Below are 25,950 nucleotides of genomic sequence, written 5' to 3' on the forward strand. Positions count from 1 at the left end.
TCCGCGGGGGGGTGGGGGTGTTGCGCCTGAGCCCGCGGGGGGTGACGGCTGCCGGACGCGGACCCGCCGGCACCACGCCCCGGTGGCAGGATGCGAGGCATGGGTGGACGCGTGGCGATCGCGGCGACCGGGCCGGTCTCCCTCGCGGCCGGGCGAGAGGTCGCGCTGGCCGGCGGCAACGCCGTCGACGTCGCCGTCGCCGCGGCGATGACGGCGATGAGCACCGAGCCGGGCATCGTCTCCCTCGCCGGCGGGGCCTACGTGTCGGTCTGGCCCGCCGCGGGCGACCCCGTCGTGCTCGACGGCAACGTCGAGATGCCGGGACGCGGGCTGCCGGCCGAGCGCTTCGGCGCCGGGGTGCACGAGGTGACGACCGACTACGGCGGAGGTGTCACCCTGTTCGCCGGCCACGGCTCGGTCGCGACCCCGGGCGCCGTCGTCGCGTGCGAGCTCGCCGTCGAGGAGCTCGGCACGGTGCCGTGGGCCGACGTCGTCGCCCCCGCGGCCCGCGCCTGCAGCGACGGGTTCGTCGTCGGTGGCGCCGCCGCGAAGTACCTGTCGCACACCGCCCGCTCCCTGTTCGGCGAGGACCCGGAGGCGTTCCGCGTCGTGACGCGCGACGACGGCTCGCCGGTCGTGGCCGGTGACGTCATGACGAACCACCTCCTCGCCGACGTGCTCGACCTCGTGGCCCGCGAGGGCGCCTCGGTGCTGACGACGGGGCAGGTCGGGCGGGCGATGGTCGACGACATGGCGGCGCACGGGGGCCTCATCACCCACCGCGACCTCGCCGAGTACACCCCGCTCGTGCGGCCGCCCGTGCGCCGCACCGTCGGGGACTGGGACCTCGCGGTCAACCCTCCGCCGTCGGTCGGAGGGCCGATGCTCGCCGTCATGCTCGGGGAGATGGGCCGCCGTGGGTACTGGCACTGGCCGGACATCATCGAGATCCAGCGCGCGGTGCTCGCCTACCGCCGCTCGGTGCACGACCTCGCCCCCGACCTCGACGCGGCCGGCCACGAGCTGCTCCTCACCGTCGACCGGCACGGGCTCGCAGGGCTCCCGACGAGCTCGAGCACCGCGAACGTCTCCGTCGTCGACTCCGACGGCACCGCCTGCGCCGTCACGATGTCGAGCGGCTACGGCGCCGGGATCACGGTCCCCGGCACCGGGATGCTGCTCAACAACGCCCTCGGTGAGCCCGAGCTCAACCGGCTGGGGCTGCACCGCCTCGTGCCCGGCATCCGGCTGGCCTCGAACATGGCACCCACGACGGGCCGCACCCGCGACGGTCGGGTGCTCGCGATCGGCTCACCGGGGGCTGACCGCATCACGACCGCCCTCATGCAGGTGCTCGCCCAGGGCTGCCTCCACGGCGCCGACCTGCGGCACGCCATCGAGGCGCCGCGGCTGCACGTGCGGTTCGACGACGACGGCACGGTCGTCGTCGAGCACGAGAGCGACGAGCGCATCGCCCTCGCGGTGCGCGAGGCGGGGCTGCGCGGGTCCGACCAGGGCACCCACCAGATGTACTTCGGCGGGGTGGGCGCGGCGTACCGCCGCGAGGACGGCCGGCTCGAGGCCGCCGGGGACCCACGGCGCGAGGCGGCGGTCGAGGTCGTCGCCGTGGCGTGAGTTCGCCTGTGCGCGAAAGGTAAAGGATTGGTCAGGAACGCGCCCGGATGGCCCTGATCGGTTGTGGGCCGTGATCCACTGTCCCGGCGCACCGCCCGATCGGGCCGGGCGCGTCCTCCACCCTCGTTCGGACAGGATCCGCGATGACACCACCCATGACCAGAGGTGCGCGCGTGGCGCTCGCCTCGCTCGCCGCCGCGGCGCTCGCCACCGGCGTCGTGTCGACCACGGCCTCCGCCGCCGAGCCCTCGCCGAACGCGAAGGGCCAGGGCAGCATCAAGGCGCAGGAGAGGAAGAAGGACAAGCTCGGGGCGCACGACCGGCAGCTGCTCGCGAAGGCCCGCACCGCGGGTGACGAGCGCGTCACGGTCATGCTCGCCACGACGAAGGGCTCCGCGAAGTCGGTCGCGGCCGGCGTCCGCGCCGCCGGTGGCCTCACCGCCACCGTGAGCGACCGCTACGGCTACGTCAGCGCCAGCGTGCCGACCGACCGCGTCGACACCATCGCCAAGCCCGCCTCCGTGCTCGCCGTCGACCTCGACGAGTCGATCCCGCTGCCGCGCCCCGAGGTCGAGGGCGAGGGCACCGGGAGCAGCGCCGGTGTCGCGCCCCCCGACGCGGGCACCCCGGACGACAACCCCTACATGCCGACGCGTGACACCGGCTCGGTGGCCTTCAAGCAGGCCAACCCCACGTGGGACGGGCGTGGAGTGACGATCGGCGTCATCGACTCCGGCGTCGACCTCGACCACCCCGCGTTGCAGGAGACCAGCACCGGCGATCGGAAGATCGTCGACTGGGTGACGAGCACCCACCCGGCCCTCGAGGGCGACGGGTCCTGGCTGCGGATGACCACGACCGTCACCGGGCCGACGTTCACCGTCACCGGGGAGGACGGCACGTGGACCGCCCCGGATGCCGGGTCTTACCGGTTCAACCGGGTCGCCGAGAGCATCTCCTCCCGCGACGAGGCGGCCGGCGACTTCAACCGCGACGGTGACACCACTGACCGCTGGGGGGTCCTCTACGACGAGGAGACCCACGACATCTGGGTCGACGCGAACCTGGACCGCACCTTCTCCGACGACGAGAGGATGCGTCCGTACGAGGAGCAGTTCGACATCGGGCGGTTCGGCACCGACGACCCGAAGACCCCCGTCGCCGAGTCGATGCCGTTCGTCGTCGAGTACCGCGAGGACGTCGCCTACTCGAGCAGCGCCCGGGCGGACTACGTGAGCATCGGCATCGTCCAGGCCGCGCACGGCACGCACGTCGCCGGCATCGCGGCCGGGCACGGCCTGTTCGGTGGGGCGATGGACGGCCAGGCGCCCGGGGCGCAGGTCGTCTCGAGCCGGGCCTGCTCGTGGGGTGGCGGCTGCACTGCCGTCGCGCTGACCGACGGCATGGTCGACCTCGTCGAGAACCGGGGCGTCGACGTCGTCAACATGTCGATCGGCGGCCTGCCGGCCCTCAACGACGGCAACAACGCCCGGGCCCGTCTCTACGACGCGCTCATTGACGGGGGGGTCCAGCTCGTCATCTCGGCCGGCAACAGCGGCCCCGGCATCAACACGATCGGCGACCCGTCGGTGGCGTCGAAGGTCGTGAGCGTCGGGTCGTCCATCACGAAGGAGACCTGGCTCGCCAACTACGGATCGCAGGTCTCGACCCCGCTCACCCTGCACAACTACTCCTCGCGCGGCCCGCGCGAGGACGGCGGGTTCAAGCCCAACGTCATGGCTCCGGGGTCGGCCATCTCCTCGGTGCCGACGTGGCAGCTCGGCAGCCCCGTCCCCGAGGCCGGTTACTCCCTGCCGCCGGGGTATGCGATGTTCAACGGCACCTCGATGGCCGCTCCGCAGACGGCGGGTGGCGTCGCGCTGCTCCTCTCGGCCGCCGCGGCGAAGGGCGTCGACGTGACCCCGCGCCAGATCCGCGACTCGCTCTACTCCTCGGCGGACTTCGTCGAGGGCGTCGAGGCGATCGGGCAGGGCGCCGGGCAGGTCGACGTCCCGGGTGCGTGGAAGCTGCTCGGGGCCAGGCCGTCCGCCCAGGACATCTCCGTGGCGGCGCCGGTGTGCACCCCGATCTCGGACTACCTCGCGACGCCCGACGTGGGGACCGGTGTCTACAACCGGTGCGCCGCTGCCGACGGTGGTCAGGTCTCCGGCGAGAGCAGGACGTACGTCGTCAAGGCGACGCGCACGAGCGGCAAGGGCGGACGGGTGGCGCACACCCTGCGCCTCGTCGGCAACGACGGCACGTTCTCCCTGCCGACGACGAGCCGGCCGATGCCCAAGGGCGGCGCGGTCGACATCCCCGTCAAGGCGAGGACGAGCGTCCCCGGCGTGCACTCGGCGATCCTCGAGATCGACGACCCCGCGACGCCGGTCGTGGACCAGCGGGTCATGCTCACGGTGGTGCTGTCCACCGACCTCGTCGCTCCGTCGTACGCGACGACGGCGTCGGGCACGGTCGAGCGCAACCTGACGAGGAAGCTGTTCGTCACGGTGCCGCCGGGTACGAAGGCCCTGCAGGTCAACCTGTCCGGGGTCGGCGGCTCGAACCAGGTGCGCTGGATCGCGAACAACCCGTACGGGGTCCCGGTGGAGTCCACATCGTCGCTGGCCTGCTTCACCAACTTCAGCGCCCCGAGCTGCAACAGCGCCTCGCGCGCCTACTCGATCCCGCTGCCCGGTGTGTGGGAACTCGAGGTCGAGGCGCGTCGCACGTCGCCGAGCCTGGCCAACCCGTACGAGCTGACGGCCGCGGTCCAGGGTGTCACGGTCGACCCGGCATCCCAGACCCTCGCCTCGGTCACGGCGGGCGAGCCGACGCCGGTGTCGTGGACCGTGGCGAACGACTTCGGCTCGGTGTCGGCGGCGGCGTTGGGCGGCACCCTCGGCAGCGCCGTCTCGCAGCGCCGCACGATCGCCGACGCCGCGCTGTCGGAGTTCACCGTCGTCGTCCCCGAGGGTGCCGAGCGCCTCACGGCGAGGATCGGGCGCACGTCCGACCTCGGGGCCGACCTCGACCTGTTCGTCCGCACCGCGTCGGGCACGCTCGTCGGCCAGTCGGCCGACGGTGACTCCGAGGAGTCGGTGACGATCACGAAGCCGGCCGCGGGCACCTACCGGGTGCAGGTCGACGGCTACTCGGTCCCGGCCGGGACGACCGAGTACGACTACCTCGACGTGTTCGTCTCGCCGGCGCTCGGCACCCTGACGACCGACGACGCGACCGTCGACCTCGCCCCGGGGGCGTCGACGACGGCCACCGGTGCGGTGACGGCGAAGACGGCCCCGGCCGCCGGTCGCCAGCTGTTGGGCGAGATGCGGTTCGTCTCGTCGGCCGGCGCCGTCCTGGGGACCGGGGCGGTCGTCGTCGGCTCGGTCACGCCGTAGCCGGCCTCGCCCGCCCCACCACCGGACCCGGCGGCCTCGGCCGCGGGGTCCGGTGCGTCGCAGGCGTTCCGGTCGGGGTGTCGTGCCGTCGTGGTGCCGCCTGACGGCTGCCGGCTGAGGGCGGTCGGATGGCGGCCGGCCGGCGGGGCTCAGGCGCGGGCCGTCCCGACGGCCAGCTCCGCCCCGGTGGGGCTCAGGCGCGGGCCGCCCCGACGGCCATCTGCCGGCCCGGCGCCGCTCAGGTGCGGGCCGCCCCGACGACCATCCAGCGGTCGGTGCGCACGCGCATCCACATGAGCACCGCCCGCACCGACATGAACACGGTGAAGGCGATCCACAGCCACACGACGGCGTCGACCATGCCCTGCGTCGTGCCCCCGGCGAGCAGCCAGTCGCCGGCGAGGTGCACCCCGAGCACGACCGGCAGGTAGGCGACGAGGGTGCCGAGCATGGCGCGGGCCAGCCACACCCCGTCGCCGGCGCCGATGAGCACGCCGTCGACGACGAAGACGAACCCCGACAGGGGCTGGCCCAGGGCCACGACGACGAGGCCGCCGGCGATGGCCGCCTGCACCTGGGCGTCCGGGGTGAACAGCGGCCCGAGCACGGGGCGCAGCAGCAGCACGAGCACCCCGAGGGCGATGCCGGCCGCCACCCCCCACCGGAGCATGAGGGCCGTCGCGACGCGGGCGCGGTGCCGCTCACCGGCGCCGAGGGCCTTTCCGGTGATGGCCTGGGCGGCGATCGCCAGCGCGTCGAGGGCGAAGACGAGGAAGGTCCAGATCGTGGCGGTCACCTGGTAGGCCGCGAGCGGGACGTCGCCGAGCCCGGCGGCCACCCACGTCGTCACGAGGAGGACCGCGCGCAGCGCGAGGGTGCGCACGAGGAGGGGGACGCCGCCACGTGCCGCCGCGAGCACCCGTCCGGGGTGGGCGTGCAGCGGGACCGCCGTGCGGGCGGCATACCGGACGAGGACGCCCACGAGGGCGGCGGCCATGGCGGTCTGGGCGATGACGGTGCCCCACGCCGACCCGCCGATGCCCCAGCCGAGGCCGTGGACGAACCAGAGGTTGAGCACGATGTTGAGGCCGAACCCGCCGACGGCGGCGACGAGGGGGGTGCGGGTGTCCTGGAGGCCGCGGAGCACGCCGGTCGTCGCGAGGACGATGAGCATGGCGGGGATGCCGAGCGCGGAGATCCGCAGGTACGTCACCGCCTGCTCGAGGGCCGCCTCGGACGCGCCGAACACCCGGCAGAGGGGCCCGGCGAGGACCGCGACCACGACGGCGGTCAGGGCGCCGAGGATGATGGCGAGCCACGTGCCGTCGATGCCCGCCGCGATGGCACCCGCCCGCGAGCCGGCCCCGAGCTGGCGCGCGACGACCGCCGTCGTGCCGTAGGCGAGGAAGACGAAGACGTTCGCGGCGGTCAGGAGGATGGCGCTGGCGACGCCGAGGCCGGCGAGGGGTGCGACACCGAGCCGCCCGACGATCGCCGCGTCGGCGAGCAGGAACATCGGCTCGGCGACGAGGGCGAGGAACGCGGGTACGGCGAGGCGCAGCACCTCGCGGTGCTGCCCCCCGGCATCCGGGCGGTGCTGCCCCCCGGCGCCGGTGCGGTCGTGGTCCCCTGCGTCAGGGCAGTGCTGCCCCCCTGCGTCCGGGCGGTGCTGCCCCCCGGCGTCCGGGCGCTCGTCGGCGTCTCCCACGCAACGGCACTGTTCCAGACGCCGGACCCCTCCCGCGAAGTCAGGGCCACTTCGTCCGCTCAGGGTCGTGTGCGGCCCTGAGCGGACGATAACCCCCTGAGTGACGGTGGCGGGCCGCCGGGCTGTGGATGACGCCCCGGTCGGCGAGCGCGGTTCTGCCAGCGTGGGTCCATGTTCGTCGGCCCCGCCCGCCCCGCCCCCTTCGATGCCGGGGTGCTCCGTCGCGGCCGCGATCTGCGGGAGGCAGGGGTCGAGCCGGCGCGTGGCGGTTGGCACCAGGTGCGCCACGGGGTGTGGGTCACCGAGCACGAGTGGCGTGCGCTGACGCCCGGCCACCAGCACGCGGCCCTCGTCCACGCGACCGCCCTGTGCCTCGAGCGCGAACGCCCGGTGTTCGCGCTGACCTCCGCCGCCGCCGTGTGGGGCCTGCCGAGGATCGAGGCCTGGCCGGATGCCGTCCGGGTGCTCACCGCCCACGAGGCGCGCGGGCGGGGGTCGGCCCTCGTGCGACCGCACGTCGGACGGGCGGCCGCCGCGGTCGAGCGTGGCGGGGTCATGGTGACCTCGGTGGCCCGCACCGTCGTCGACCTGGCACGCACTGGCTCGCTGCACACCGCCGTCGCGGCCGCTGACCACGCGCTCCGGTACGATCTGTGCACGACGGAGCAGCTGACGGCCGAGGTGGATGCCGTGCCGTCGCGCGTCAGGGGCCGGCGCACGGCTCGGCTGGTGGTGGCCTTGGCTGACCCGCTGAGCATGAGCCCCGGCGAGAGCCTGTCGCGTGTGCAGATGTACCTGCTCAACCTGCCTCGGCCGGAGCTGCAGCGCAAGGTCGAGGACGCCCAGGGGCTGGTCGGCTTCGTGGACTTCGGCTGGGACGGCGTCGTGGGCGAGTTCGACGGGCAGGTGAAGTACCGCGTGGCCGAGGACGGCGATCCGCGACAGGCCTCCGAGGTGCTCTGGCAGGAGAAGCAGCGCGAGGACCGGCTGCGGCGCCTGGCAGAAGTCGCCCGCTGGACCTGGGCGGTGGCCATGGACCGACGGCGCCTCGGAGCGCTGCTGGCCAGCCACGGCATCCACCCGCTCCCCACCAACACGTGGCTGCCCTCGACGGGCTGACCGCGTCCACGCCCCGAGGGCGCCTCCTTCCCCGGACCGCGGATCCCGAGCAGCCCGCCGCCCGCCCCTCCCGTGCGGAGTCAGGAGCACTTCGTCAGGTCAGGGTCGTGCGTGGTCCTGAGCCGACGGAGTGCACCTGAGTCCGCGAGGGGTTGCTCAGAGGTGCTTGAGCGCCTCGCGGCGCGAGAGCCCGGACAGCCGAGCACCACGGCTGCCCACGTAGCCGCGCACCCACTCGGGGTCGGTGCGCGCGTACTGGCGCAGCGCCCAGCCGACGGCCTTGCGGATGAAGAACTCCCGTCCGAACCGCGAGTCCTCGAGATTGGCGTCGAGCACGTCCTCGAGAAGCCCGACGTCGGTCGCCGACCGGTGCTTGAGCTGGGCGAGGATGGCCGTCCGTCGGACCCAGAGGTGACCGTCCACGGCATCCGCCCTCATGGCCGGCGTGACGACCGGCCTGTGCGACAGCAGGATCGGCCCGACACGGTCGGCCGCCACGGCATCCACGACGTCCCACCACGCTCCGGTCTCGACGAGGTGCCGGTAGAGGCCGAGCGCGTCCGGGTCCTGCCACGCGCGAGCGGCGCGGTGACCCGTGAGGGCGATCGCCGCGTACCACTCCTCGCGGTACTCGACCCCGTCCCAGAGGGCGCGCACCGCCGACTCCCACTCCCCGCGGGTCGCCGGGGCGAGGCCCGGGTCGGCGAGGAGCGGCCTCAGCAGCCCGCGCAGGTCGGACGAGGTGAGGCCGTGGTACGGCAGGGCCGACTTCATGTACCGCTGCTGCCCCACGGCGCGCTCGGGGTCGCCCGCGGAGCGCAGCGCCGACCGCACCGCGGGCACGATCGGCGGGACGGCGGATGCCGACGCGGACGCCGACGCGGGGATGCCGGTCGTCACGACCGCCACCGCGGCACCCGCCACCCCGGCACCCGACACTCCGGCACCCGACACTCCGGCACCCGCCACCCCGGCACCCGCCACCCCGGCACCCGACACCGTGGCACGGCGCGCCGTCTCAGGCCAGGCCGAGGTGGCGGGCCTCCTCCCACAGCTCCTCACGGACCTGCGGGTGCGCGGCGTCGCGAATGATGTGCCGGCACTGGGCCTGCTGGTCGTACCCCCACAGCTCGGCGACGCCGTGCTCGGTGACGATGGCGGTCTGCTGGAAGCTCGTGACCGGCTCGTCGACGAGCGGCACGACGGTCGACACGTCGGCCCTGGGGTGCCAGGAGCGCAGTGCGATGAACGACTGGCCGCCGGCGGAGTGGAGCGCCCCGACGATGAAGTCGGTCTGCCCCCCGAAGCCGGAGTAGATCCGGGCGTTGATCCGCGAGGCGTTGGCCTGACCGAACAGGTCGACCTCGAGCGCGGTGTTGACCGAGGTCATCTTGCGCTGCTGGGCGATGAGCCCGGGGTCGTTCGTGTGCTCGGTGCGCATCATCCGCACCCGGTGGTTGCCGTCGAGCCAGTCGTAGAGCTCGCGCGAGCCGAAGAGGAACGACGCCGTGAGCGGGTGGTGCGGGTCGAGGGCGCCGACCCGGTCGAGCTGGAGGACGCCGTCGGAGAACATCTCGGTCCAGATCCGCAGGCCCCGGCGCCCGGTGAGGGCGTTGAGCGTCGCGTCGGGGACGCCGCCGATGCCCATCTGCAGGGTCGACCCGTCGCTCACCCGGTCCGCGACGAGCGCGCCGATCGCCTGGCTGTCGGCGTCGGGGGTGAGGGGGTCGTGCGCCGGCAGGGGCTCGGACACCTCGATCGCGACGTCGACCGCCTCGACCGGGACCTGCGCGTCACCGTAGGTGTACGGCATCTGGTCGTTGATGACCGCGACGACCCGCCCCGATCGCATCCGGCAGCCCTCGATGGCCGCGGGCAGCACGTTGACCTCGATGCCGAGCGAGAGCTGACCGTCGCGGGGCGGGGCGCAGTGGATGAGGACGACGTCCGGCGGGATGCGGCGCTTGAGCAGCACCGGCACGAGCGAGAGCCGGCTCGGCACGTAGGACAGGTCGTGGTGGCGGCGCATGCCGGCCCCGACGAAGCAGGTCTCGGCGGTCACGCCCTCGCGGTCGGGGATGCCGGGCGGCGCGTTGAGCGCGTGGATCGTGTACGTGTCCTTGTTCTCGTCGAGCGCCCGCACGGCCGGCCACGGGACGGCGACGTTCCCGGACACGACGACCCGCGGCTTGCCGGGGAGCGATGCGAACAGGCGGCCAAGCTCATCGACGCTCACGATCCTCATGGCCCCCATCATGGCGGGGCCGGGCCCGCACGTCAGGTGAGGTTGGGCACGCCTTACGGCATGTCGCCCGGATGCCGTGGCACGTGGCGCGCGTCCGGGCGGCGGTCGGGTGCCCGACAGGCTGGGTCGGGGCGTCCACCCACGACGGGAGGGACGCTGCTCGACCTACGAGCACATTGTGCGATCAGCAGACCATTCAGGGTAGTCCGTGTACAGCACATGGCATTGCGATTGCACACTCTGCTTCGAGACCGCAGAGTGCACGCATGACGACGAGGGGGACGGTGATCGAACCCGCCCCGCTCCCGGTGGTGCCCGCGCGGTCCCACTCGCTCGCCGAGCAGGTCGCGGGCCTGGCGACGGGGGCGGTCCTCGCCTCGCTGGGTTTGTTCGTCCTCGACGCCGGGGGTGCGACGACCGGCGGCACGGCCGGCCTCGCGCTGCTGCTGGCGCGGGTGTCCGGGTGGTCGTTCACCGGGCTCCTGCTCGTCGTGAGCCTGCCGTTCATCGCGCTCGCGATCAGCCGCAAGGGGTGGGCGTTCACCCTGCGGTCGGCCGCGGCGCTGAGCCTCGTCGCGGGCTTCTCCGCGCTGCACCCGCACGCCGTCGGGCTGGAGGCGGCGGACACCGTCTACGCGGCCCTCGTCGGCAACCTCCTCGCCGGCGTCGGCATCCTCGTCGTGTTCCGTCACGGCTCGAGCCTGGGCGGGTTCAACGTCGTCGCGCTGCTCTGCCAGGAGCGTCTCGGGTGGCCGGCCGGCTACGTGCAGATGGTGCTCGACGTGGGCGTCGTCCTCGCGTTCGCGGCGGTCGGTGACCTCGCCGTCGTCCTCGCAACCGGAGCCGGAGCCGTCCTGCTCAACCTCGTCATCGCCATGAACCACCGGCCGGGCCGGTACACCGGCATCTGAGGGCGCATCCCACGCGGGCGGAGTCGGCCCGAGCGCCCGGCGCGCGGACGGCATCCGGCGGCGGGGTCGTGCGAAGCGGGCGGCGGCGGCGCGAGCGCCCGGCGCGCGGACGGCATCCGGCGGCGGGGTCGTGCGAAGCGGGCGGCGGCGGCGCGAGCGCCCGGCGCGCGGACGGCATACCTTTGAGGTATGTGCAGGAACATCCGGCCGCTGAACAACTTCGCGCCTCCGGCGACGACCGACGAGGTGCGTGCGGCTGCACTCCAGTACGTGCGCAAGGTGAGCGGCACGACGAAGCCGTCGGCCGCCAACCAGGCCGCCTTCGACCGCGCCGTCGAAGAGGTCGCCCAGGTCACGGCGCGGCTGCTCGACGAGCTCGTCACGACGGCGCCCCCGAAGGACCGGGAGGCCGAGGCCGCGAAGGCGCGGGCCCGGGCTGCGGAGCGGTACGGACGCACCGGCTGAGCGCGACCGGGCGACCGGCGCAGCGCGAGGACGATCGGCTCCTGTTACCGACCGGTAGTGCAGGATGCCGACGCGACGGTGTGACCTGGGTCATGTGGATCGTGACACGCCCGAAACTTTCTCGCCTCCACATGGAGTGGACGGTGTCCTCGCAGGCCACAGCCTCGTGTCACGACTCGGTTACGGGGAGTCCACAGGGTTGTCCACCGAGTGTGCACACCGGCGCCGGGCGTTTTGCACACGTTGTCCCCACGTTGCGCACAGCCGTTCGGACACGGCCCTGTCGAGGACTTGGAGGGCGGTGCGCACGGCCTCTACGGTGACTCGTCGGCGGGTTGTCGGTGGTCTCTGGTGGTCTTCTCCCAGGGCCCGAGGCCCGAGGGCAGCAGCGGTCGACACGGCCCGGCGCGGGCCGGCGAGAAGGGGTTGGGCAGGTGTCCATAGCGGAGCTGAGCGCGGCGTTCGGAGTGCCCGGCGAGGGCCCCGCCGACGACCGCCTCCCCCCGCAGGACCTCCACGCCGAGCAGTCGGTGCTCGGGTCGATGCTGCTGAACAAGGACGCCATCGCCGACTGCCTCGAGGCGGTCAAGGCGCACGACTTCTACCGCCCGGCGCACGAACTCATCTTCGACGCGGTCCTCGACCTGTTCGGGCGGGGTGAGCCCGCCGACGCGATCACGGTGGCCGACGAGCTCGGCAAGCGCGGCGACCTCACCCGGGTCGGAGGACAGGCGTACCTGCACCAGCTCATCCAGTCGGTGCCCACGGCCGCCAACGCCGGCTACTACGCCGAGATCGTCCACGAGCGGGCTGTGCTGCGGCGGCTCGTCGAGGCGGGCACCCGCATCGTCCAGATGGGCTACGGCCAGGGCGAGGGCGACATCGACGAGATCGTGAACCGCGCCCAGGCCGAGGTGTACTCGGTCGCCGAGAAGCGCGGTGGCGAGGACTACCACGTGCTCGGCGAGCTGCTCAACGAGACGATGGAGGAGATCGAGGCGGCGGCGGGGCGCACCGACGAGATGATCGGGGTGCCGACCGGCTTCATCGAGCTCGACGAGCTGACGCATGGGCTCCACCCGGGCCAGATGATCGTCGTCGCGGCCCGTCCGGCTGTCGGTAAGTCGACCCTCGGTATCGACATCGCCCGTGCGGCAGCCATCAAGCACAACCTCGCCACCGCGGTCTTCTCACTCGAGATGAGCCGAACCGAGATCACGATGCGCATCCTGTCGGCGGAGGCCACCATCCAGCTCCAGGACCTCCGCAAGGGCCTGAAGAGCCAGGACCAGTGGAACAAGCTCGCGCGGATCATGGGGAAGATCTCCGACAGTCCGCTGTTCATCGACGACAGCCCGAACATGTCGCTCATGGAGATCCGGGCCAAGTGCCGCCGGCTGAAGCAGCAGCACAACCTCAAGATGGTCATCATCGACTACCTCCAGCTCATGAGCTCGGGCAAGAAGGTCGAGTCGCGCCAGCAGGAGGTCGCGGAGTTCTCCCGGGCGCTGAAGCTGCTCGCCAAGGAGCTCGAGGTGCCGGTCATCGCGATCAGCCAGCTCAACCGTGGGCCCGAGCAGCGCACCGACAAGCGTCCGCAGATGTCCGACCTGAGGGAGAGCGGGTCGATCGAACAGGACGCGGACGTGGTCATCCTGCTCCACCGGGACCGCTCCGACCCCGAGCGGGACGGCGAGGCGGACGTCATCGTCGCCAAGCACCGCAACGGCCCGACGAAGGACATCGTCCTTGCGTTTCAAGGGCACTACTCGCGCTTCAACAACATGGCGCGCGACGGCGGATTCTGACACATGGCGGTTGGGCCGTGGTGCTCTGGGGCGCGTCACAGCGCCCACTATGGGTCACTCCGCTGGCGTCCCGATTCGCGCTCATACGGACCGTCGACCGGTCATCCGGGATAGTCGGTGATCCGTCCTCAACTGCCGATGGTCGGGCGTTGCGATTCTGCCGCGTTGAGGGTGTTTCGCTGGCCGCGCTGCGGCACCACATCCGGCGACTCGGGGCCTGGATGTTAAATGGTTCGTAGAGTGTTTTGTGGATGAGTCCGGGACGGACATCGTCAAAGCTGCATGGGCAAGCCGCGTCGAACGCCGTGGCATACTCTCGCCGACCAGTGCTCCCGCCGGCTCGGTGTCGCACAGTGCCCCGCTCCCACTGATGCCGCTTGACGGTGGTGCGCTTGGGGGTGTCACGGCGGGTGTGTCGGCCGACGCGCGTCCATTGTGACGTTGCAGTCATGTGGCTGCCGTTGAGGCCGCGGGGGCGAGACGATGTGGTTGAGACCGGGTCTGCGGCGCTCATGACCCATTCGAGGTGCATCACGGTGCCGTGTCGGCACCTGAAGTGCTTCTCGTTGCGCGGGCTCGCGTGAGCGCCGCGCGGAGTCCGGGTCGGTGAGCCGGCCGACCGGGCATCGTCTGCTCCGCCCTCCTCAGTGGCCAGAGCCGGGAGGCGGGGCCGTGGCGTTCCTGGCCACGGGCGCAGACCTGATGAGACCGACGACGAGAGAGGAACCGTCATGAAGATCTTGGTCGCCTACGCCACCCGGCACGGCGCCACCGCTGGCATCGCTGACCGCATCGCAGCAGTCCTGAGCGAGTCGGGCCGGCCCGGCGAGGCACGGCCGGTTGAGGAGGTCACGAGCATCGACGGGTACGACGCAGTCGTCCTGGGTGGCGCGGCATACATGCTCCATTGGCTCAAACCCGCTGTGAAGTTCGCTCGCAAGCATCGGGCGGCGCTGGCGAGCCGCCCCGTCTGGCTGTTCAGCAGCGGGCCGCTCGGGACGGACCTGGTCGACAAGGACGGCGAGGACGTTCTGCTCTCAACCCGGCCCAAGGAGTTCGACGAGCTCACCGAGTTGCTGCACCCGCGCGGTGAGCAGGTCTTCTTCGGCGCGTATGACCCGGACGCCAAACCGATCGGCTTGGGTGAATGCTTCGTTCGGCACATGCCGGCTGCGCAGAACACCATGCCTACCGGTGACTTTCGGGACTGGGCGGCCATCGATTCGTGGGCGCGTGGGATCGCTGGGGCCATCGGCGTCGACGACGGTCATCCGGAATCGACGTGAACGCCGCGCCGGGTCGCGCGCGCCGGGCGTGAATGCTGCGCGTGCGCAACGCGCACCGCGCGACGTTGAGGGCCGCCTGTGATGGCAACGAGGGTCAGTCACGCGGCTGGTGGAGCCCACCGCCCGCGGCCTGGGGCTCCCGTCCGGTATGCAGGATCACACGGGTGCCCGGGCCCGCGCCAAACGGAACTGTCGCGGCGGCGTAGGTGGGGCACCTTGATCAGCGGTGCGGAGTGTGCAGGAGATGCGGTGGTGGATGTCTGTGTCACCATGACGTCAGCGGCGGCATGAGGTCAGGTGCAGAGTCAGGAGATCGCTATGGCCGCGCAGCGGCGCATCATCGGACAGCGCTAGGACCCCGGCATGCCGCGCTTCGCGGGGTTTGCGACGTTCGCGCTGCTGCCTAGGCTCGAGGACGTGGAGCACGCCGACCCGGCCGTTGTCGGCGTCCCGTTCGACTCCGGCACGAGCTTCCGGCCGGGTGCGCGGTTCGGGCCGGCGCACATCCGTGAGCACTCCCGTCAGCTCCACCCGTACCACCAGGATCCATGAGGTTCTCCCGTTCCGGAACCTGCAGGTTGCCGATGCCGGCTACATCGGCGTTGGTCCGTATGACATCGCGCGGGCGGTAGAGACGATCCAGTCCAGCGCCCAGACGCTGACCTCCTCGGGTAACCGGATCCTGGCGCTGGGCGGCGACCACACGATCGCCCTGCTTTGCTGCGCACCGCGGCTGCCGCTCACGGCCCCGTGGCTGTGCTGCACTTCGACGCCCATCTGGACACCTGGGACGTGTTGCGCGGGGCCACGCTCTGGCACGGCTCGCCGTTCCGTCGGGCCGAAGAGCAAGGGCTCCTCGACTTGGATCATTGCCAGCACGTCGGCATCCGCGGCGGCGTCTAGGGGCCGAGCGGTCTGGAGGACGACCAACGAGCGGGCTTCGAGATCATCCGCAGCGAGGGGTTCCAGGACCGCACCGCCCAGGACATCGCAGAGAAGGTGCGGCGGCGGCTGGGGTCGGGTCCGGTGTACGTGTCGGTCGACATCGACATGCTCGACCCCGCCCATGCGCCGGGGACCGGCACCCCCGGAGGTCGCGGGGCTCAGCACCCGCGAGTTCTTCACGGTGCTGCGCCGTCTACGCGGGCTCAACATCGTCGGTGGCGACGTCGTCGAGGTGGCACCCGCCTACGACCACGCCGGCCTCACCGGGCTCGCGGCGACACACACGGGATGGGAGCTGCTGACCCTCATGGGCCCGGGAACGTCCCAGCCATAGGGCGCGGCCCCGCCACGTGCACGCCAGCGCTCCTCGGCCCATCGTCCGTGCTCGTCATGGGCTTGCGGCGACGACGTCGTCGCGGTGCTCGTCACGGAGCCGCCGGGTTCTCGACGGTCCGTGCCGGTGCTAGCGTGAAGGTGGAGGCGGGACTTGGCACCGCCGGCAACGAGCGCGCACGGTTCGCCTCCTTCGAGGGAGTGTGGATCATGTCAGGCAAGACCGACCGGCGCGGGGCGTCGGGTGCACAGACACCGCAACCACCGATGGGGGTGGATTCCGCCGAAAGGGCACGGGCGACACCGGGGACTTCGTCGGGTATGTCAGCGACCCGGATCACGGTCACTGCTTTGGGCCTGCTCTCCGCGACCGTTGGGGTGGAGCATGGGCTCGGCGCCATCGAGCAGGGAACCGACGCGCCGCCGGGTCTGGTGTTCCGGTCCTGGCCGGATGCCGCGGCGTTCGACGCGTTGGGCGGTGAGCCCGCGCTCACGCTCGTCCCAAATCTGCTCATCACCGGTGTTCTCGCGGTGCTCACCTGCGTGGCCCTCGGCGTCTGGACCCTCTGGGGAGCGCACCACCGCCTGTGGGGTGCGGGACTGGTGGCGCTCTCGATGCTGCAGCTGCTCTGCGGGGGTGGGTTCGGGCCGCCGATCATCGGCTTGGTGGCCGGACTGCTGGCTACCCGGGTGGGGCACACCTGGGCTACGCCTGGCGGTCGCGCCACGGACCTGGCTGCCCGGCTGTGGCCGTGGCCGCTGGTCCTCGCCGTGAGCAGCTTCCTGATGCTGGTCCCCGGCTTTCAGATCCTGTTCGTCCTGAGCGGGTCGGTCAGCCCAACCCTAGTGGGCCCGGTCACCCTGGCCGCGTTCGCCAGCACCGCCCTTGCGGTGATCTCCGCCCGTGCGTCGGATCGCGTGGTGGCGAGGCGTTCGGCGCCGGCCTGAGCCGCAGGCGACCCGGTCGAGTGGTGGCGCCAGCCACCACTCGTTGAGCAGATGAGGACCCGAGAAGTCCTTCGCGAACTGCTGCGCAGCCATGAGACCGACACGCCACCCTCGACCCTCCAGGCGTGGGAGACGACGGTGCGCGATTGGGTGGAGTCGGCCTGGGGCGCGGTGCCGGCATTGCTGCTGGTCCGTTTCCCCAGGCCGCTCGCCGAACCCGGCGTGCGACTTTCACCGCACCGGGCTCTCCATGGTCTCTGCCGTGGGTTGGTTCAGGCAGCCTGGACCCAGGGGTTGGGGATCTGGTTGCCCCGGATGGCTTCGGAGTGGCTGCGCCGACCGACCGAACCGGACGCGGAGTTCATCCGTCGTTGGGCCGCGGACAGCAAGGCCGCGATCGTCGAAGTGAGCCACGTGAAAGTAGCCGACCCTTACGCACATGCCGCGGATAGTGACCTTGGCGATTAGCCGATGAGAGGGCACTACCTGAAGTCGGCGCGGGCCTCCTCCAGTGTCATGTTGCGTCGCTCGTACTGTGCGCGCTCCTGGAGCAGGATTGCCGGCCCGTACGCGGTGTCCGTGCGTGCCGGGATGCCTGAGTGCTCGAGGTAGTCCAAGAGCAACTCGCGATCGAAGCGGTCGCGCTTGCGCCGGCGGGTGTAACGCTCGGTGGCCTCGAACTCGAACGGCGTTCCCGACGCGTACCACTCCCATCGCCCGTCGGTGGCCGTGGCCGAGAGTGAGCGGATGTACATCAACGGAGGCTCACCCGCAGGGCCGAAGACCTCCAGCTGTGTCTGCTCGTGACCGGGCCCATAACGTGGGACAGCGCTGGCCACGACGCACTCAACGTTCAGCGCGCGGCTGATCGCAGGTCCAGGAGCGGTTGAGTCGCCGCCGTACAGCCCGTTGTTGACAAGCGCCGTCCAGTCGCCACACGGGGCGAGCAGGATTCGCGACCATGGGCTCTCGAAGGGCAGCAGCAGGCTGAGCGCGTCCATCAGGCCGGCATTCGCGGGGCTGGCGGTGAATCGCGGTGCGACCGCGTCGGCCACGCCGCCGATCGGGGCGTGGATGAACTGCACGACGGCTCCGAGCGGGTTGGCGGCTCCTCCGAGCAAGGCAGTCATGTTTGGACACTAGCGACAGCACTTTTGCAGTGCCCTCTTCCGCCGCCAGCCGACCGCGTGTTGGATGGGGGCGATCTGGTCAATGGCAGAGTCTTCTCATGGACGTTTCGGAGCTCATCTCCACGTATCCACGGGTGTTCCACTCCGCCTCAGGACTTGCCTGGCCGTCGATCAAGCAGCATGGGCTGTTGTCCACCCAGCGTCTCCTCGACCTCTACCAGGTGAGCCCGCACCGGCAGGTAGAGCTCTTGACGCAACGGCGGTCGGAGTCGGTCGAGCTGGTGGCTCCGGGCCTGCCTCCGGCCGTGATCCGCGATCAGAAGCCGATGAAGTTCCTGGGGGAGAAGATCGAACCGGGCGGGTCCGTGGAGAGCTTCCTGATGGCGATCAACTCCCGCGTCTTCTTCTGGCCGAGCCTCGAACGACTGGAGCGCCTTCGCCAGGCAAAGGAGTACCGCAACTTGGAGCAGGTGATCCTGCACGTCGACACGAAGATGCTTGTCGAGCGGTATGAAGACCAGATCGAGCTGTGCCGGTTCAACAGTGGAGCGATTACCCAACGCAACCACCCGTTGCGAAGCCGTGATTCCTGGGTCGCGATCGACCACTACCCCCATTCTGAGTACCGACGCAAGCATGGTCGAGTTGGGGCTCTTGCTGAAGTCACAGTGCTGGATGCCGTACCGGACGTCCTCGACATGGTTGCTGACATCGAACATGTGCGGCCGTCGCTCGCCCGCGCCAATGCCGCGCAAGTGGAGCCAGGGCCGAGTGCCTCCTAGCGCCGCCTGTTGGCGCGTCCTGCTGCTCGGGTTTGACGCTGTCCCTATTCGAGACTGATCGGCGGTCCCAGTGACCGCACCCCGTATCGAGCGCCGATCTCACGGATTCTGTCCGGGTCCGGCGCACCTTGCAGGCCCGCGAAGTACGCGCGCTGATCTTCGAACATCCCCTCCAGCCCCGCCGGGGTAGTGACCCCGAAAGCCCAGACCGGTTCGTCCCCGAGGTTGGCGAACGTATGAGGCACCTGCCGGGGCAGCCACACCAGCTCACCAGCGGACGCCTCGAAGCGGCGGTCCCCGACCACGAACGTCAGGACCCCGCTGATGACGTAGGCGGCCTCGTCCTCGCGGGTGTGGATATGCAGCCCCGGGCCGGTGGATCGCGCCGGTAGCCGGGCCTCGCCAAACATGACTGACCCGGCCGTGCGGGCACCCCCAGCGAGAACCTGCCAGGGCCCCGGCTCGCCGGCATCTCGGCGCACGATGAAGGACTCGGTCAACGTCATGGACCTCTCCGCCCGCTGATGTTCGCCACCGCCTGATTCTCCGCCCGCACCTGCCAAAGCACCAGAGTCCGGGAAGGCGCGATCGAGCCGTCCGCGGACCTCGTCGGGCAGCATCGGTGTCTGGCACGGAGCACGCCCTGAGTGACACCCGGCCTGCGTCCATCCGCCGTCAGTCGCCCGCCTCGCGGCCGACTCCCTCGCGACCGGGACGCGCATCAACCCTCGATGCGCAGCTCGGTCTCGGCATCGCGGACGACCTCTCGGGACTCGGTGTCTGCCCGCCATTGGCGGTACTTCGGTCGGAGGCATGTCCCGCAGGGTCGGTACCCGGCAGCGATGGCGACCTCCTCGTCGGCGAAGAACACCCGGTGCTCGACATACCCTCCCAGTGCAATCGCGCGCAACGCTGACGGGCAGTCGAGGCGTCCATAGATCTTGCTGCGCCGATATCCGCCCAGCGTGCCAGGGGTGCCCGACTGGTAGGGCCGTCTGTCCTCACCCAGCAACGTATATGTCTTCACGACCCCAGTGTGCGCCTGAAGCAAGGTGCGTCTCTACGACAATCGTCTAGCAGCCGCCTGTTCGCCTCTGTGGCAGGAGGATCTTCGACCGCTGAGCCAGCAGCTCACCCATGCGCTCCTCGGCCGTAGCCGCTTTTCAGTGTCTAGCTGCCGCTCGCGAGCCCGGCTTCTCGGGCTTTCACGATTGCGGCGGCCCGGTCGGTGACTTGGAGCTTGGTGAAGATGTTGGAGACGTGGTTGCGCACGGTCTTCAGGCTGATCATCAGTGCGTGGGCTATCGAGGCGTTTCCCTGACCGGCGGCCAGCAGTTGCAGCACCTCGCGCTCCCGTTCGGTGAGTGAGGGAAAGGCTGCGGAGGTGGAACCGGTGCCCGTGGCGAAGTGCGCGATCACCCGTTGTGCGATCTCAGGGCCGAAGATGGCCTCTCCTGCGGCGGCGGCCTGGATGGCTCGCACGATCTCGTCCTGTTCGGCGCCCTTCAGCAGGTATCCGCGCGCTCCGGCGCGCATGGCGGCGAACACGGAGTCGTCGTCCTCGAACATCGTCAAGACGATCACGGCTGGTGCTTCGGGCTGGCGGGTTAGTCGACGGGTCGACTCGATGCCGTCGATGCCGGGCATCCGCAGGTCCATGACCACGACGTCTGGGGCGACCTCTTGTGCCAGCTCCATGGCGCGCAGGCCGTTCTCCGCCTCGCCGACGACCTGCAACCCGTCCACGCCGTCGAGCATGAGGCAGAGCCCACGGCGGTATGCGGGGTGGTCGTCGGCGATCAGGACCCGCGTCATGGTGTGACCTCCGCTTCGATGTCTGTGTCGTGAGGTATGTCGACGAGCGGGAGCACGGCGCGCACGACGAGGCCCCCGTGTAAGGGGGTGGAGATGGTGCAGCTCCCACCTAGCTCTGCTGCACGTTCCCGCATCGACGTCCAGCCGACTCCTGTCCGGGTCTCTACCGGTGCGCCTCGGCCGTTGTCCGTGACGGTGACGGCGAGGGCGTCGTCGAGCTCTAACGTCACACGGCACCGGGATGCGCCGGCGTGCCGGGCCGCGTTGGTGACTGCTTCGGAGGCGATGCGGAACGCGGCCACCTCGACGGCGGCGGGGAGCGGCGGCATCTCCTGGGGACCGTCGACCTCGACGGTGAGGTCGGCCGACAGCGACCCCACCCGTTGACGGATGGCGTTCAGCAGCCCGACCTCGTCGATGGCTGGGGGGCGCAGGTCGTCCACGAGCCGACGCACCTCGGCGATGGCGGCCCGCGCCTCGTCGCGGGTCTCCGCGAGCAGGGCCCGACGCTCCCCCTCGGTCGGGCGGGTCTCTGCGGCGTTGAGCTTCAGCACGATCGCGGCGAGTGACGGCCCCAGGCCGTCGTGCAAGTCCCGCCGCAGACGTCGACGTTCCTCCTCGCGCGCGGTGACCAGGCCGGCGCGAGAGCGCACCAGCTGCGCGTTGAGTCGTTCTGCGCCGACCAGGACGGCGGCGTACTTGGCCAGGTCGTGGAACAGCTCCGTATCCGCTGCGGAGAACTGCCTGCCCGGGGGGACGCCGACAGCCAGGTCGCCGAGGCGAACGCCTCGGTGGACCAGGGGTGCCCTGAGGACCCTTTCCCCGGGTTCGGGTTCACTGTCCTCCTCGACCCACGCCTGCTCCACCTTGAGTGCCTCCGCGACCGTGGCGGTGATCGACTCGGTCAGCCCCAGGGGGTCGGCGAGCTCGGCCCGGTCCGCCAGCATCCTCAGGGCTTCGTGAGGCTGGGACCGGTAGCCGTACACCGCGCGCTCGATCCGCCTCCTCAGCCAGGCGTGCGCCGGCTGGACGGCGACCGCAACGACAGCAGCCGCGAACAGGCCTGCCGCCGACCGGTTGGTGAGCAGTCGTTCGGTCAGCAGGAGAAGCGCGGCGTACAGCACGATCACGCCCAGCGACAGTGCCCCGTACGTCAGTGCCCGGCTGAGGACGAGCTCGACGTCGAACAGGCCCCACCGCAGGATGCCGATGCCGATGCCGACCGGGATCGCGCTGAGGCCCACGGCAAGGATCGGGTAGACCACTGCATCGCTGTTGATGTCGAGGAAGTAGGTCGTCCACAGCAGGCCCATCATGGCGGGGAGGCTCAGCGCTGACAGCGCGAACCACTGCAGCTGCAGCCGCTCCTGCCCGGTGGACCGGTTGTAGCGCCGGCGGGCCGAGATCACGGCGCCCACGAGGCTGGCCGGTACGAAGGCGAGCGCGACCAGGCCCACCACGCCGGCCACCGGCTGGCTCAGGGTGGGAAGCGGCGGCTCGTGGCTGGGAAACACCTCGACGAAACCAGACCGATCGCCCGCCGCCGCGAGCATGAAGACGACGTACCCGGCCACGAACGCCACGATCCACGTCGCCCAGCCGCGCGAGAGTGCATGCCCGTCCGGGAAGAGGTAGGCGATCAGCACGGGGCACACGATCGCAAGCACCCAGCCTCCCTGGAGCAGCTGGCCCGCCACGAAGGTCCACTGGTTGTCACCGCCTCCGCCGGGGGCCATCGCGGCAACCAGACAGGACTGCACCGCAAGCAACCAGCCGATGCGGTGCGTCGGGTGGCGACGCAGGACGAGCAACGCCACAGCACCCGTCACGCCTACCACGGCACCGATCATGACGCTCGACCAGCCCGCGAAGCCGGATCCGACCGCCACCAACCCGAGGGCGGGTAGCAGCACCGCCACTCGCCACAGCTTCGTCATCGCACCAGTGTGTCGACTCGGCCACTCGACGTCACCACGCCCGGGAACAGTTCCCGGGTGGACCGGGACGCCCGCATCATGCGGACGGGTCAGCGGGAGCGCGAGGGTGACATGGCCGGCGAGGGCCGCCGGAGAACTCACCATCACAAGGAGGCGGCCATGCCGCTCAGTAGGTTCGAGAAGATGCTCCCCTGGAGCGGCGTGCTCGCCGGCCTCGCCTGGATCGGGCAGGACGCTTTGGCCAACACATCGACTTCCGAGGAACCCGGGGGCGCCTCACTGGCAGTGGTGAACGCCCACCTCTCCCGCAACGTCGCGAGTATGGCGTGCATCGTCGTGATGGGGGTGGCCCTGCTCTTCTTCGCCACCGCCGTTCGCAACCTGCTGCGCTCGGGAGAGGCTCGCGAGGCGACCTACTCCAGCGTCGCCTACGGAGGGTGGATCACCGTCTCGGCGGCCCTCGGTCAGATGGCACTGTGGGACAAGGCGCTGCTGTCCGCCGCCGAGGACGACAACGCCGGAGCCGTGCAGACTCTGGGCTACGCCCAGTACTTCGGCTGGCTCGCGATGGGCGTGGGGATTGCGGCAGCGTTCATCGCCATCGGACTGGGCGGAGTCCGAAGCGCCGTCCTGCCCAAGTGGTTCGCCATCACCACACTCGTCCTCGGCGTGCTCGCCCTGCTCGGAGCGGCAGGCATCCCACCGGGCGGTCTGGTGAACTACCTGTTGCTGCCGTTCTGGCTGGTCGCTGCATCGGTCATCATCGCCCGCCGACAGCACACCGCCGCAGCAGCACCCATCCCGACCGCCATCTCCGCGTGACACCGCTCCGTCGCCGGCTCGCGCGGCGAGCCTGAGCAGGCTCCGATGTGCCCTCACCTGGACCTAAACCAGGTGAGGGTGCTCGGCGTCATGTCAGGTCACGTGACGGGGACGCAACGACCTCGGCGGTCTGGGCCGGCCCCGCAGCGCCAGCGGAGGTGCGTCTCTTCGCCGCCAGCCGACCCAAGGTGGTCGGTGACTGCGTGACTGTTGGCCCGGCTCTCCCACGGGCTCGGCGTACCGTCTCCGCATGGTGCGCATTGGAGCGATAGTCCTGAACGTCTCTGACACTGGCCGAGGGGGAGATTTCTGGAGCCGGGCGCTGGGATACCAACGCGGAGACAACCCCCACTTTCTTCTGCCCAGTGCCGGTGGCGGGCCGCGGCTGCACCTGGACGCGACCGACCGCACCCACCTCGACCTCTGGGCAGCAGACGAAGATGAACAGCTTGCTGAGGTCGAGCGGCTCCAGGCACTCGGCGCCACGCGCGTCGCGTGGGACTACCCCGAGGACGCGGACTTCGTGGTCCTTGCAGACCCCGACGGCAACGTGTTCTGCGTTGTCAACGCTGGCGCTTGACTCCTCAGCCAGCCGATCCTGGCGTTGGGCGCCCTTGGCCTCCCTCGACACTATGCGGAAGTCCGAAGTCCAACGGCCGTCACTGCGGCCGCGATTCGGGCTGTTCGTTCCGGGTGGGCGCGGCCTCTCAGGGACTGAAGAGTCCGTCGACGTTGGGTAGTTGCTCGAACCGAGTGAAGGTCCCCGTGTCTGCGATCTCCCCGGCGGCCTGCAGGAACCCACCCCACGCGGTGCGCGCGAGAGTGCCTCCCACGCTGATCCGCCGCACTCCCAACTGCGCCGCCTCCGCGACGGTGGTGAACGGAGAGTTGATGAGCAGGTTGACCGGCTTGGGTGACACCGCGGCCACGATCGCGGCGACGTGCTCGAGCTTGTCGATCCGAGGAGCGTAGAGGCAGTCCGCCCCGGCCTCGGCATAGGCCTGGAGCCGACGAATGGTCTCCTCGATGTCAGGACGGCCACACACGAAACCCTCGGACCGTCCCGTCAGGACCACACCCGTGCCGCTGCCATCGATCGCCCGTCGGGCGGCGGCCACACGTTCCACGGCCAGGTCGAACTCGAACAGCGGATCGGCCTGGTCCCCGGACGAGTCCTCGATCGAGAGCCCCGCGATCCCCGTGGACACGGCCAGTGTCACGTTCGCCGCGACATCAGCGGGATCAACCGCGTAGCCACCCTCGAAGTCAGCGTTCACCGGGACCCTGACGGCTGCCGCGATGACACGAAGGTGCTCGAGTGCTTGATCGCGGGTGACCTGCGCGTCCGCGACACCGAGTGTCCAGGCCAGTCCGGCGCTCGTCGTGGCCAAGGCCTTGAATCCCATTCGTTCCAGCGCTCGCGCGCTGCCCACGTCCCACGGGTTCGGCATGACGAAACACCCTGCGGAGTGCAGTCGCTGGAACTCGGCGACCCGATCCTCGTGCATGTTCATGCCACACCTCGCCAACGTGCCGGTGGGCTGCACGCTAGTCCGACCCAGCGCACCATGCCAGGGTCGAACCAGTACGGCCCCACGGCACACTTCGCCCAGCGAAGCCGCAGCGGACCTCAGCCGCAACGACTATCGAGGCGCACTGCCGAAGTACAGCATGGCGTCCTGGCCCTCAAGGGCGCCAGGACCTGCACCAGGTCGAGCGCGCGCTTGGGGCGGTCCTCAGCCCAGCCGGTGACGTGGCCCCGCCGCCGGGGGCGGGTCGCCCGCAACAGCACGGCGTACTGTCAAGGTACGGAGTCATCCAGGCTTCCTAGCGCTGGGAGCACAGCCATGGCCGACAAGTCACCTCGACAACACATGGCCAAGAAGGCGAGCAAGTCAATCAAGGAGAAGCGGGCCGAAAAGCACGCCAAGGTGGAGGCCAAGAACCACCTCGACATCGGCGAGATCCGCAAGAAATAGGCCTCGTCGAGGCACCCGAACCCGCTGTCATCCCCGCCCGCCGCTCACTGGGGCACTGCTGCCGTGGCCTTCGCTGGGCGCCCGGATACGGGTCCGGGTCTGACAACGCTACGTCAGGCTGGGCCGACGTGCTGGAATAGAGCGGGCAGCGATCGCACCCTCGGTTCTCCGCTAGCAGAAGTGCGGCCACCAGTCTCGCTCGGTCTGCTCGCCTGACTGCGTCTCAACAGCCGCCTGCGGTCCGCACACCTGGCCCGAGCTTGAGGTCCCCCGCCATCGTGTTGCATCAGGGCGTCGGTTCGCGTACGCCTCGAGCGATGCCATCGGTTGGGTGGTCACCCGCAACATCGAAGTGAGCGGAATGCTGATCGAACCGCGACAGCAGTGCTCGAGCCTGCGGGGGAACCACGCTGCCCAGTCCATCACCGCCGGCGAACTCCCGGACGGCATCCCAGTCCTCGAACGTCATGATCGTGATGAACTGGACCTCGGTGCCCTCCGCCTCGCGTTCTCGCAGGATCTCGGTGCCACGATGGCCCGCGATACGCCGAGCCGTGATGCCCGGAACGATGGTCGTGTTCAGCAGTTGCTCGTACTCGTCGGCGTTGTCCACGCTGGTCCAGCCACGCCAGATCCGTTTGATCATGGATGCTCCTCACGCGTCGTCAGGGCAATTCT

General features: G+C 70.7%; 25 protein-coding genes and 2 pseudogenes. 17 read left to right on the plus strand and 10 right to left on the minus strand.

Annotated elements, in window-relative coordinates:
- Window positions 1–99: 99 nt before the first annotated feature.
- On the plus strand, window positions 100–1,635 hold the full coding sequence (locus ABD899_RS13905; protein WP_345207017.1) for a gamma-glutamyltransferase: 1,536 nt from the start codon (window positions 100–102) through the stop codon (window positions 1,633–1,635).
- 155 nt (window positions 1,636–1,790) lie between these two features.
- Window positions 1,791–5,039, plus strand: coding sequence for a S8 family serine peptidase (locus ABD899_RS13910; protein ID WP_345207019.1), 3,249 nt, complete (start codon window positions 1,791–1,793; stop codon window positions 5,037–5,039).
- 238 nt (window positions 5,040–5,277) lie between these two features.
- Here ABD899_RS13910 and ABD899_RS13915 read toward each other — a convergent pair whose 3' ends face one another.
- Window positions 5,278–6,603, minus strand: a complete 1,326-nt coding sequence (locus ABD899_RS13915; RefSeq protein WP_345207106.1) for an MATE family efflux transporter — start codon at window positions 6,601–6,603, stop codon at window positions 5,278–5,280.
- Between the two features lie 315 nt (window positions 6,604–6,918).
- Here ABD899_RS13915 and ABD899_RS13920 point away from each other — a divergent pair, with 315 nt between their 5' ends.
- Window positions 6,919–7,866 carry a hypothetical protein gene (locus ABD899_RS13920; protein WP_345207020.1) on the plus strand — a complete coding sequence of 316 codons (948 nt, stop codon included), beginning with the start codon at window positions 6,919–6,921 and terminating at the stop codon, window positions 7,864–7,866.
- A 156-nt stretch (window positions 7,867–8,022) separates the two neighbouring features.
- Here ABD899_RS13920 and ABD899_RS13925 read toward each other — a convergent pair whose 3' ends face one another.
- Entirely contained in the window at window positions 8,023–8,790 is a 768-nt protein-coding gene (locus ABD899_RS13925; RefSeq protein WP_345207022.1) for a DNA alkylation repair protein, read from the minus strand.
- A gap of 94 nt (window positions 8,791–8,884) precedes the next feature.
- Window positions 8,885–10,111: an acetyl-CoA hydrolase/transferase family protein gene (locus tag ABD899_RS13930; protein WP_345207024.1), complete on the minus strand. Its 1,227-nt coding sequence runs from the start codon at window positions 10,109–10,111 to the stop codon at window positions 8,885–8,887.
- A 266-nt stretch (window positions 10,112–10,377) separates the two neighbouring features.
- On the opposite strand from ABD899_RS13930, the gene ABD899_RS13935 reads away from it, so the two are divergent.
- The 10 genes and pseudogenes from ABD899_RS13935 to ABD899_RS13965 all read left to right on the plus strand — a co-directional run bounded on the left by ABD899_RS13935 (window position 10,378) and on the right by ABD899_RS13965 (window position 17,275).
- Window positions 10,378–11,022 (plus strand): YitT family protein, encoded by a 645-nt coding sequence (locus ABD899_RS13935; RefSeq protein WP_345207026.1) that lies wholly within the window; start codon window positions 10,378–10,380, stop codon window positions 11,020–11,022.
- Between the two features lie 189 nt (window positions 11,023–11,211).
- Window positions 11,212–11,487, plus strand: coding sequence for a DUF2277 domain-containing protein (locus tag ABD899_RS13940; RefSeq protein ID WP_345207027.1), 276 nt, complete (start codon window positions 11,212–11,214; stop codon window positions 11,485–11,487).
- Between the two features lie 434 nt (window positions 11,488–11,921).
- Window positions 11,922–13,295 (plus strand): replicative DNA helicase, encoded by a 1,374-nt coding sequence (gene dnaB / locus ABD899_RS13945; RefSeq protein WP_345207029.1) that lies wholly within the window; start codon window positions 11,922–11,924, stop codon window positions 13,293–13,295.
- Window positions 13,296–14,026: 731 nt separating this feature from the next.
- Window positions 14,027–14,581, plus strand: coding sequence for a flavodoxin domain-containing protein (locus tag ABD899_RS13950; protein ID WP_345207031.1), 555 nt, complete (start codon window positions 14,027–14,029; stop codon window positions 14,579–14,581).
- A gap of 363 nt (window positions 14,582–14,944) precedes the next feature.
- On the plus strand, window positions 14,945–15,133 hold the full coding sequence (locus ABD899_RS18960; protein WP_425474975.1) for an arginase family protein: 189 nt from the start codon (window positions 14,945–14,947) through the stop codon (window positions 15,131–15,133).
- Window positions 15,090–15,236, plus strand: a pseudogene (locus ABD899_RS18965) (hypothetical protein); the annotation flags it as partial. The gene ABD899_RS18960 and the pseudogene ABD899_RS18965, both read left to right, overlap by 44 nt.
- 101 nt (window positions 15,237–15,337) lie before the next feature.
- Window positions 15,338–15,604, plus strand: a pseudogene (locus tag ABD899_RS18970) (arginase family protein); the annotation flags it as partial.
- Between the two features lie 43 nt (window positions 15,605–15,647).
- Window positions 15,648–15,860: an arginase family protein gene (locus tag ABD899_RS18975; RefSeq protein ID WP_425474978.1), complete on the plus strand. Its 213-nt coding sequence runs from the start codon at window positions 15,648–15,650 to the stop codon at window positions 15,858–15,860.
- 134 nt (window positions 15,861–15,994) lie between these two features.
- Window positions 15,995–16,807, plus strand: a complete 813-nt coding sequence (locus ABD899_RS13960; RefSeq protein ID WP_345207033.1) for a hypothetical protein — start codon at window positions 15,995–15,997, stop codon at window positions 16,805–16,807.
- A gap of 51 nt (window positions 16,808–16,858) precedes the next feature.
- A complete protein-coding gene (locus ABD899_RS13965; protein WP_345207035.1) occupies window positions 16,859–17,275 on the plus strand; it encodes a hypothetical protein in 417 nt (138 codons plus the stop codon).
- Window positions 17,276–17,289: 14 nt separating this feature from the next.
- Here ABD899_RS13965 and ABD899_RS13970 read toward each other — a convergent pair whose 3' ends face one another.
- A complete protein-coding gene (locus tag ABD899_RS13970; RefSeq protein WP_345207037.1) occupies window positions 17,290–17,937 on the minus strand; it encodes a hypothetical protein in 648 nt (215 codons plus the stop codon).
- Window positions 17,938–18,035: 98 nt separating this feature from the next.
- Here ABD899_RS13970 and ABD899_RS13975 point away from each other — a divergent pair, with 98 nt between their 5' ends.
- Window positions 18,036–18,719, plus strand: coding sequence for a DUF7002 family protein (locus tag ABD899_RS13975; protein ID WP_345207039.1), 684 nt, complete (start codon window positions 18,036–18,038; stop codon window positions 18,717–18,719).
- Between the two features lie 44 nt (window positions 18,720–18,763).
- Here the strand turns inward: ABD899_RS13975 and ABD899_RS13980 are convergent, their stop codons facing one another.
- The 4 genes from ABD899_RS13980 to ABD899_RS13995 all read right to left on the minus strand — a co-directional run bounded on the left by ABD899_RS13980 (window position 18,764) and on the right by ABD899_RS13995 (window position 22,471).
- Window positions 18,764–19,225, minus strand: a complete 462-nt coding sequence (locus ABD899_RS13980) for a cupin domain-containing protein (protein ID WP_345207040.1) — start codon at window positions 19,223–19,225, stop codon at window positions 18,764–18,766.
- Window positions 19,226–19,440: 215 nt separating this feature from the next.
- On the minus strand, window positions 19,441–19,746 hold the full coding sequence (locus ABD899_RS13985; protein ID WP_345207042.1) for an Ada metal-binding domain-containing protein: 306 nt from the start codon (window positions 19,744–19,746) through the stop codon (window positions 19,441–19,443).
- Window positions 19,747–19,889: 143 nt separating this feature from the next.
- Window positions 19,890–20,534 (minus strand): response regulator transcription factor, encoded by a 645-nt coding sequence (locus ABD899_RS13990; protein WP_345207044.1) that lies wholly within the window; start codon window positions 20,532–20,534, stop codon window positions 19,890–19,892.
- Window positions 20,531–22,471: a sensor histidine kinase gene (locus ABD899_RS13995; RefSeq protein WP_345207045.1), complete on the minus strand. Its 1,941-nt coding sequence runs from the start codon at window positions 22,469–22,471 to the stop codon at window positions 20,531–20,533. Before ABD899_RS13995 ends, ABD899_RS13990 begins: the two co-directional genes overlap by 4 nt.
- 57 nt (window positions 22,472–22,528) lie before the next feature.
- Between ABD899_RS13995 and ABD899_RS14000 the strand changes: the two genes are divergently transcribed.
- Complete coding sequence (locus ABD899_RS14000) at window positions 22,529–23,293, plus strand: hypothetical protein (protein ID WP_345207047.1); 765 nt, start codon at window positions 22,529–22,531, stop codon at window positions 23,291–23,293.
- 250 nt (window positions 23,294–23,543) lie between these two features.
- Window positions 23,544–23,873: a VOC family protein gene (locus ABD899_RS14005; protein WP_345207049.1), complete on the plus strand. Its 330-nt coding sequence runs from the start codon at window positions 23,544–23,546 to the stop codon at window positions 23,871–23,873.
- 127 nt (window positions 23,874–24,000) lie between these two features.
- Here the strand turns inward: ABD899_RS14005 and ABD899_RS14010 are convergent, their stop codons facing one another.
- Entirely contained in the window at window positions 24,001–24,807 is an 807-nt protein-coding gene (locus ABD899_RS14010) for an isocitrate lyase/PEP mutase family protein (protein WP_345207050.1), read from the minus strand.
- 333 nt (window positions 24,808–25,140) lie between these two features.
- Here ABD899_RS14010 and ABD899_RS14015 point away from each other — a divergent pair, with 333 nt between their 5' ends.
- Window positions 25,141–25,272, plus strand: a complete 132-nt coding sequence (locus ABD899_RS14015; protein WP_345207052.1) for a hypothetical protein — start codon at window positions 25,141–25,143, stop codon at window positions 25,270–25,272.
- Between the two features lie 286 nt (window positions 25,273–25,558).
- Here ABD899_RS14015 and ABD899_RS14020 read toward each other — a convergent pair whose 3' ends face one another.
- A complete protein-coding gene (locus tag ABD899_RS14020; protein ID WP_345207053.1) occupies window positions 25,559–25,918 on the minus strand; it encodes a hypothetical protein in 360 nt (119 codons plus the stop codon).
- Window positions 25,919–25,950 lie beyond the last annotated feature (32 nt).

It is taken from the genome of Fodinibacter luteus, assembly GCF_039541575.1.
Lineage (GTDB): Bacteria > Actinomycetota > Actinomycetes > Actinomycetales > Dermatophilaceae > Fodinibacter > Fodinibacter luteus.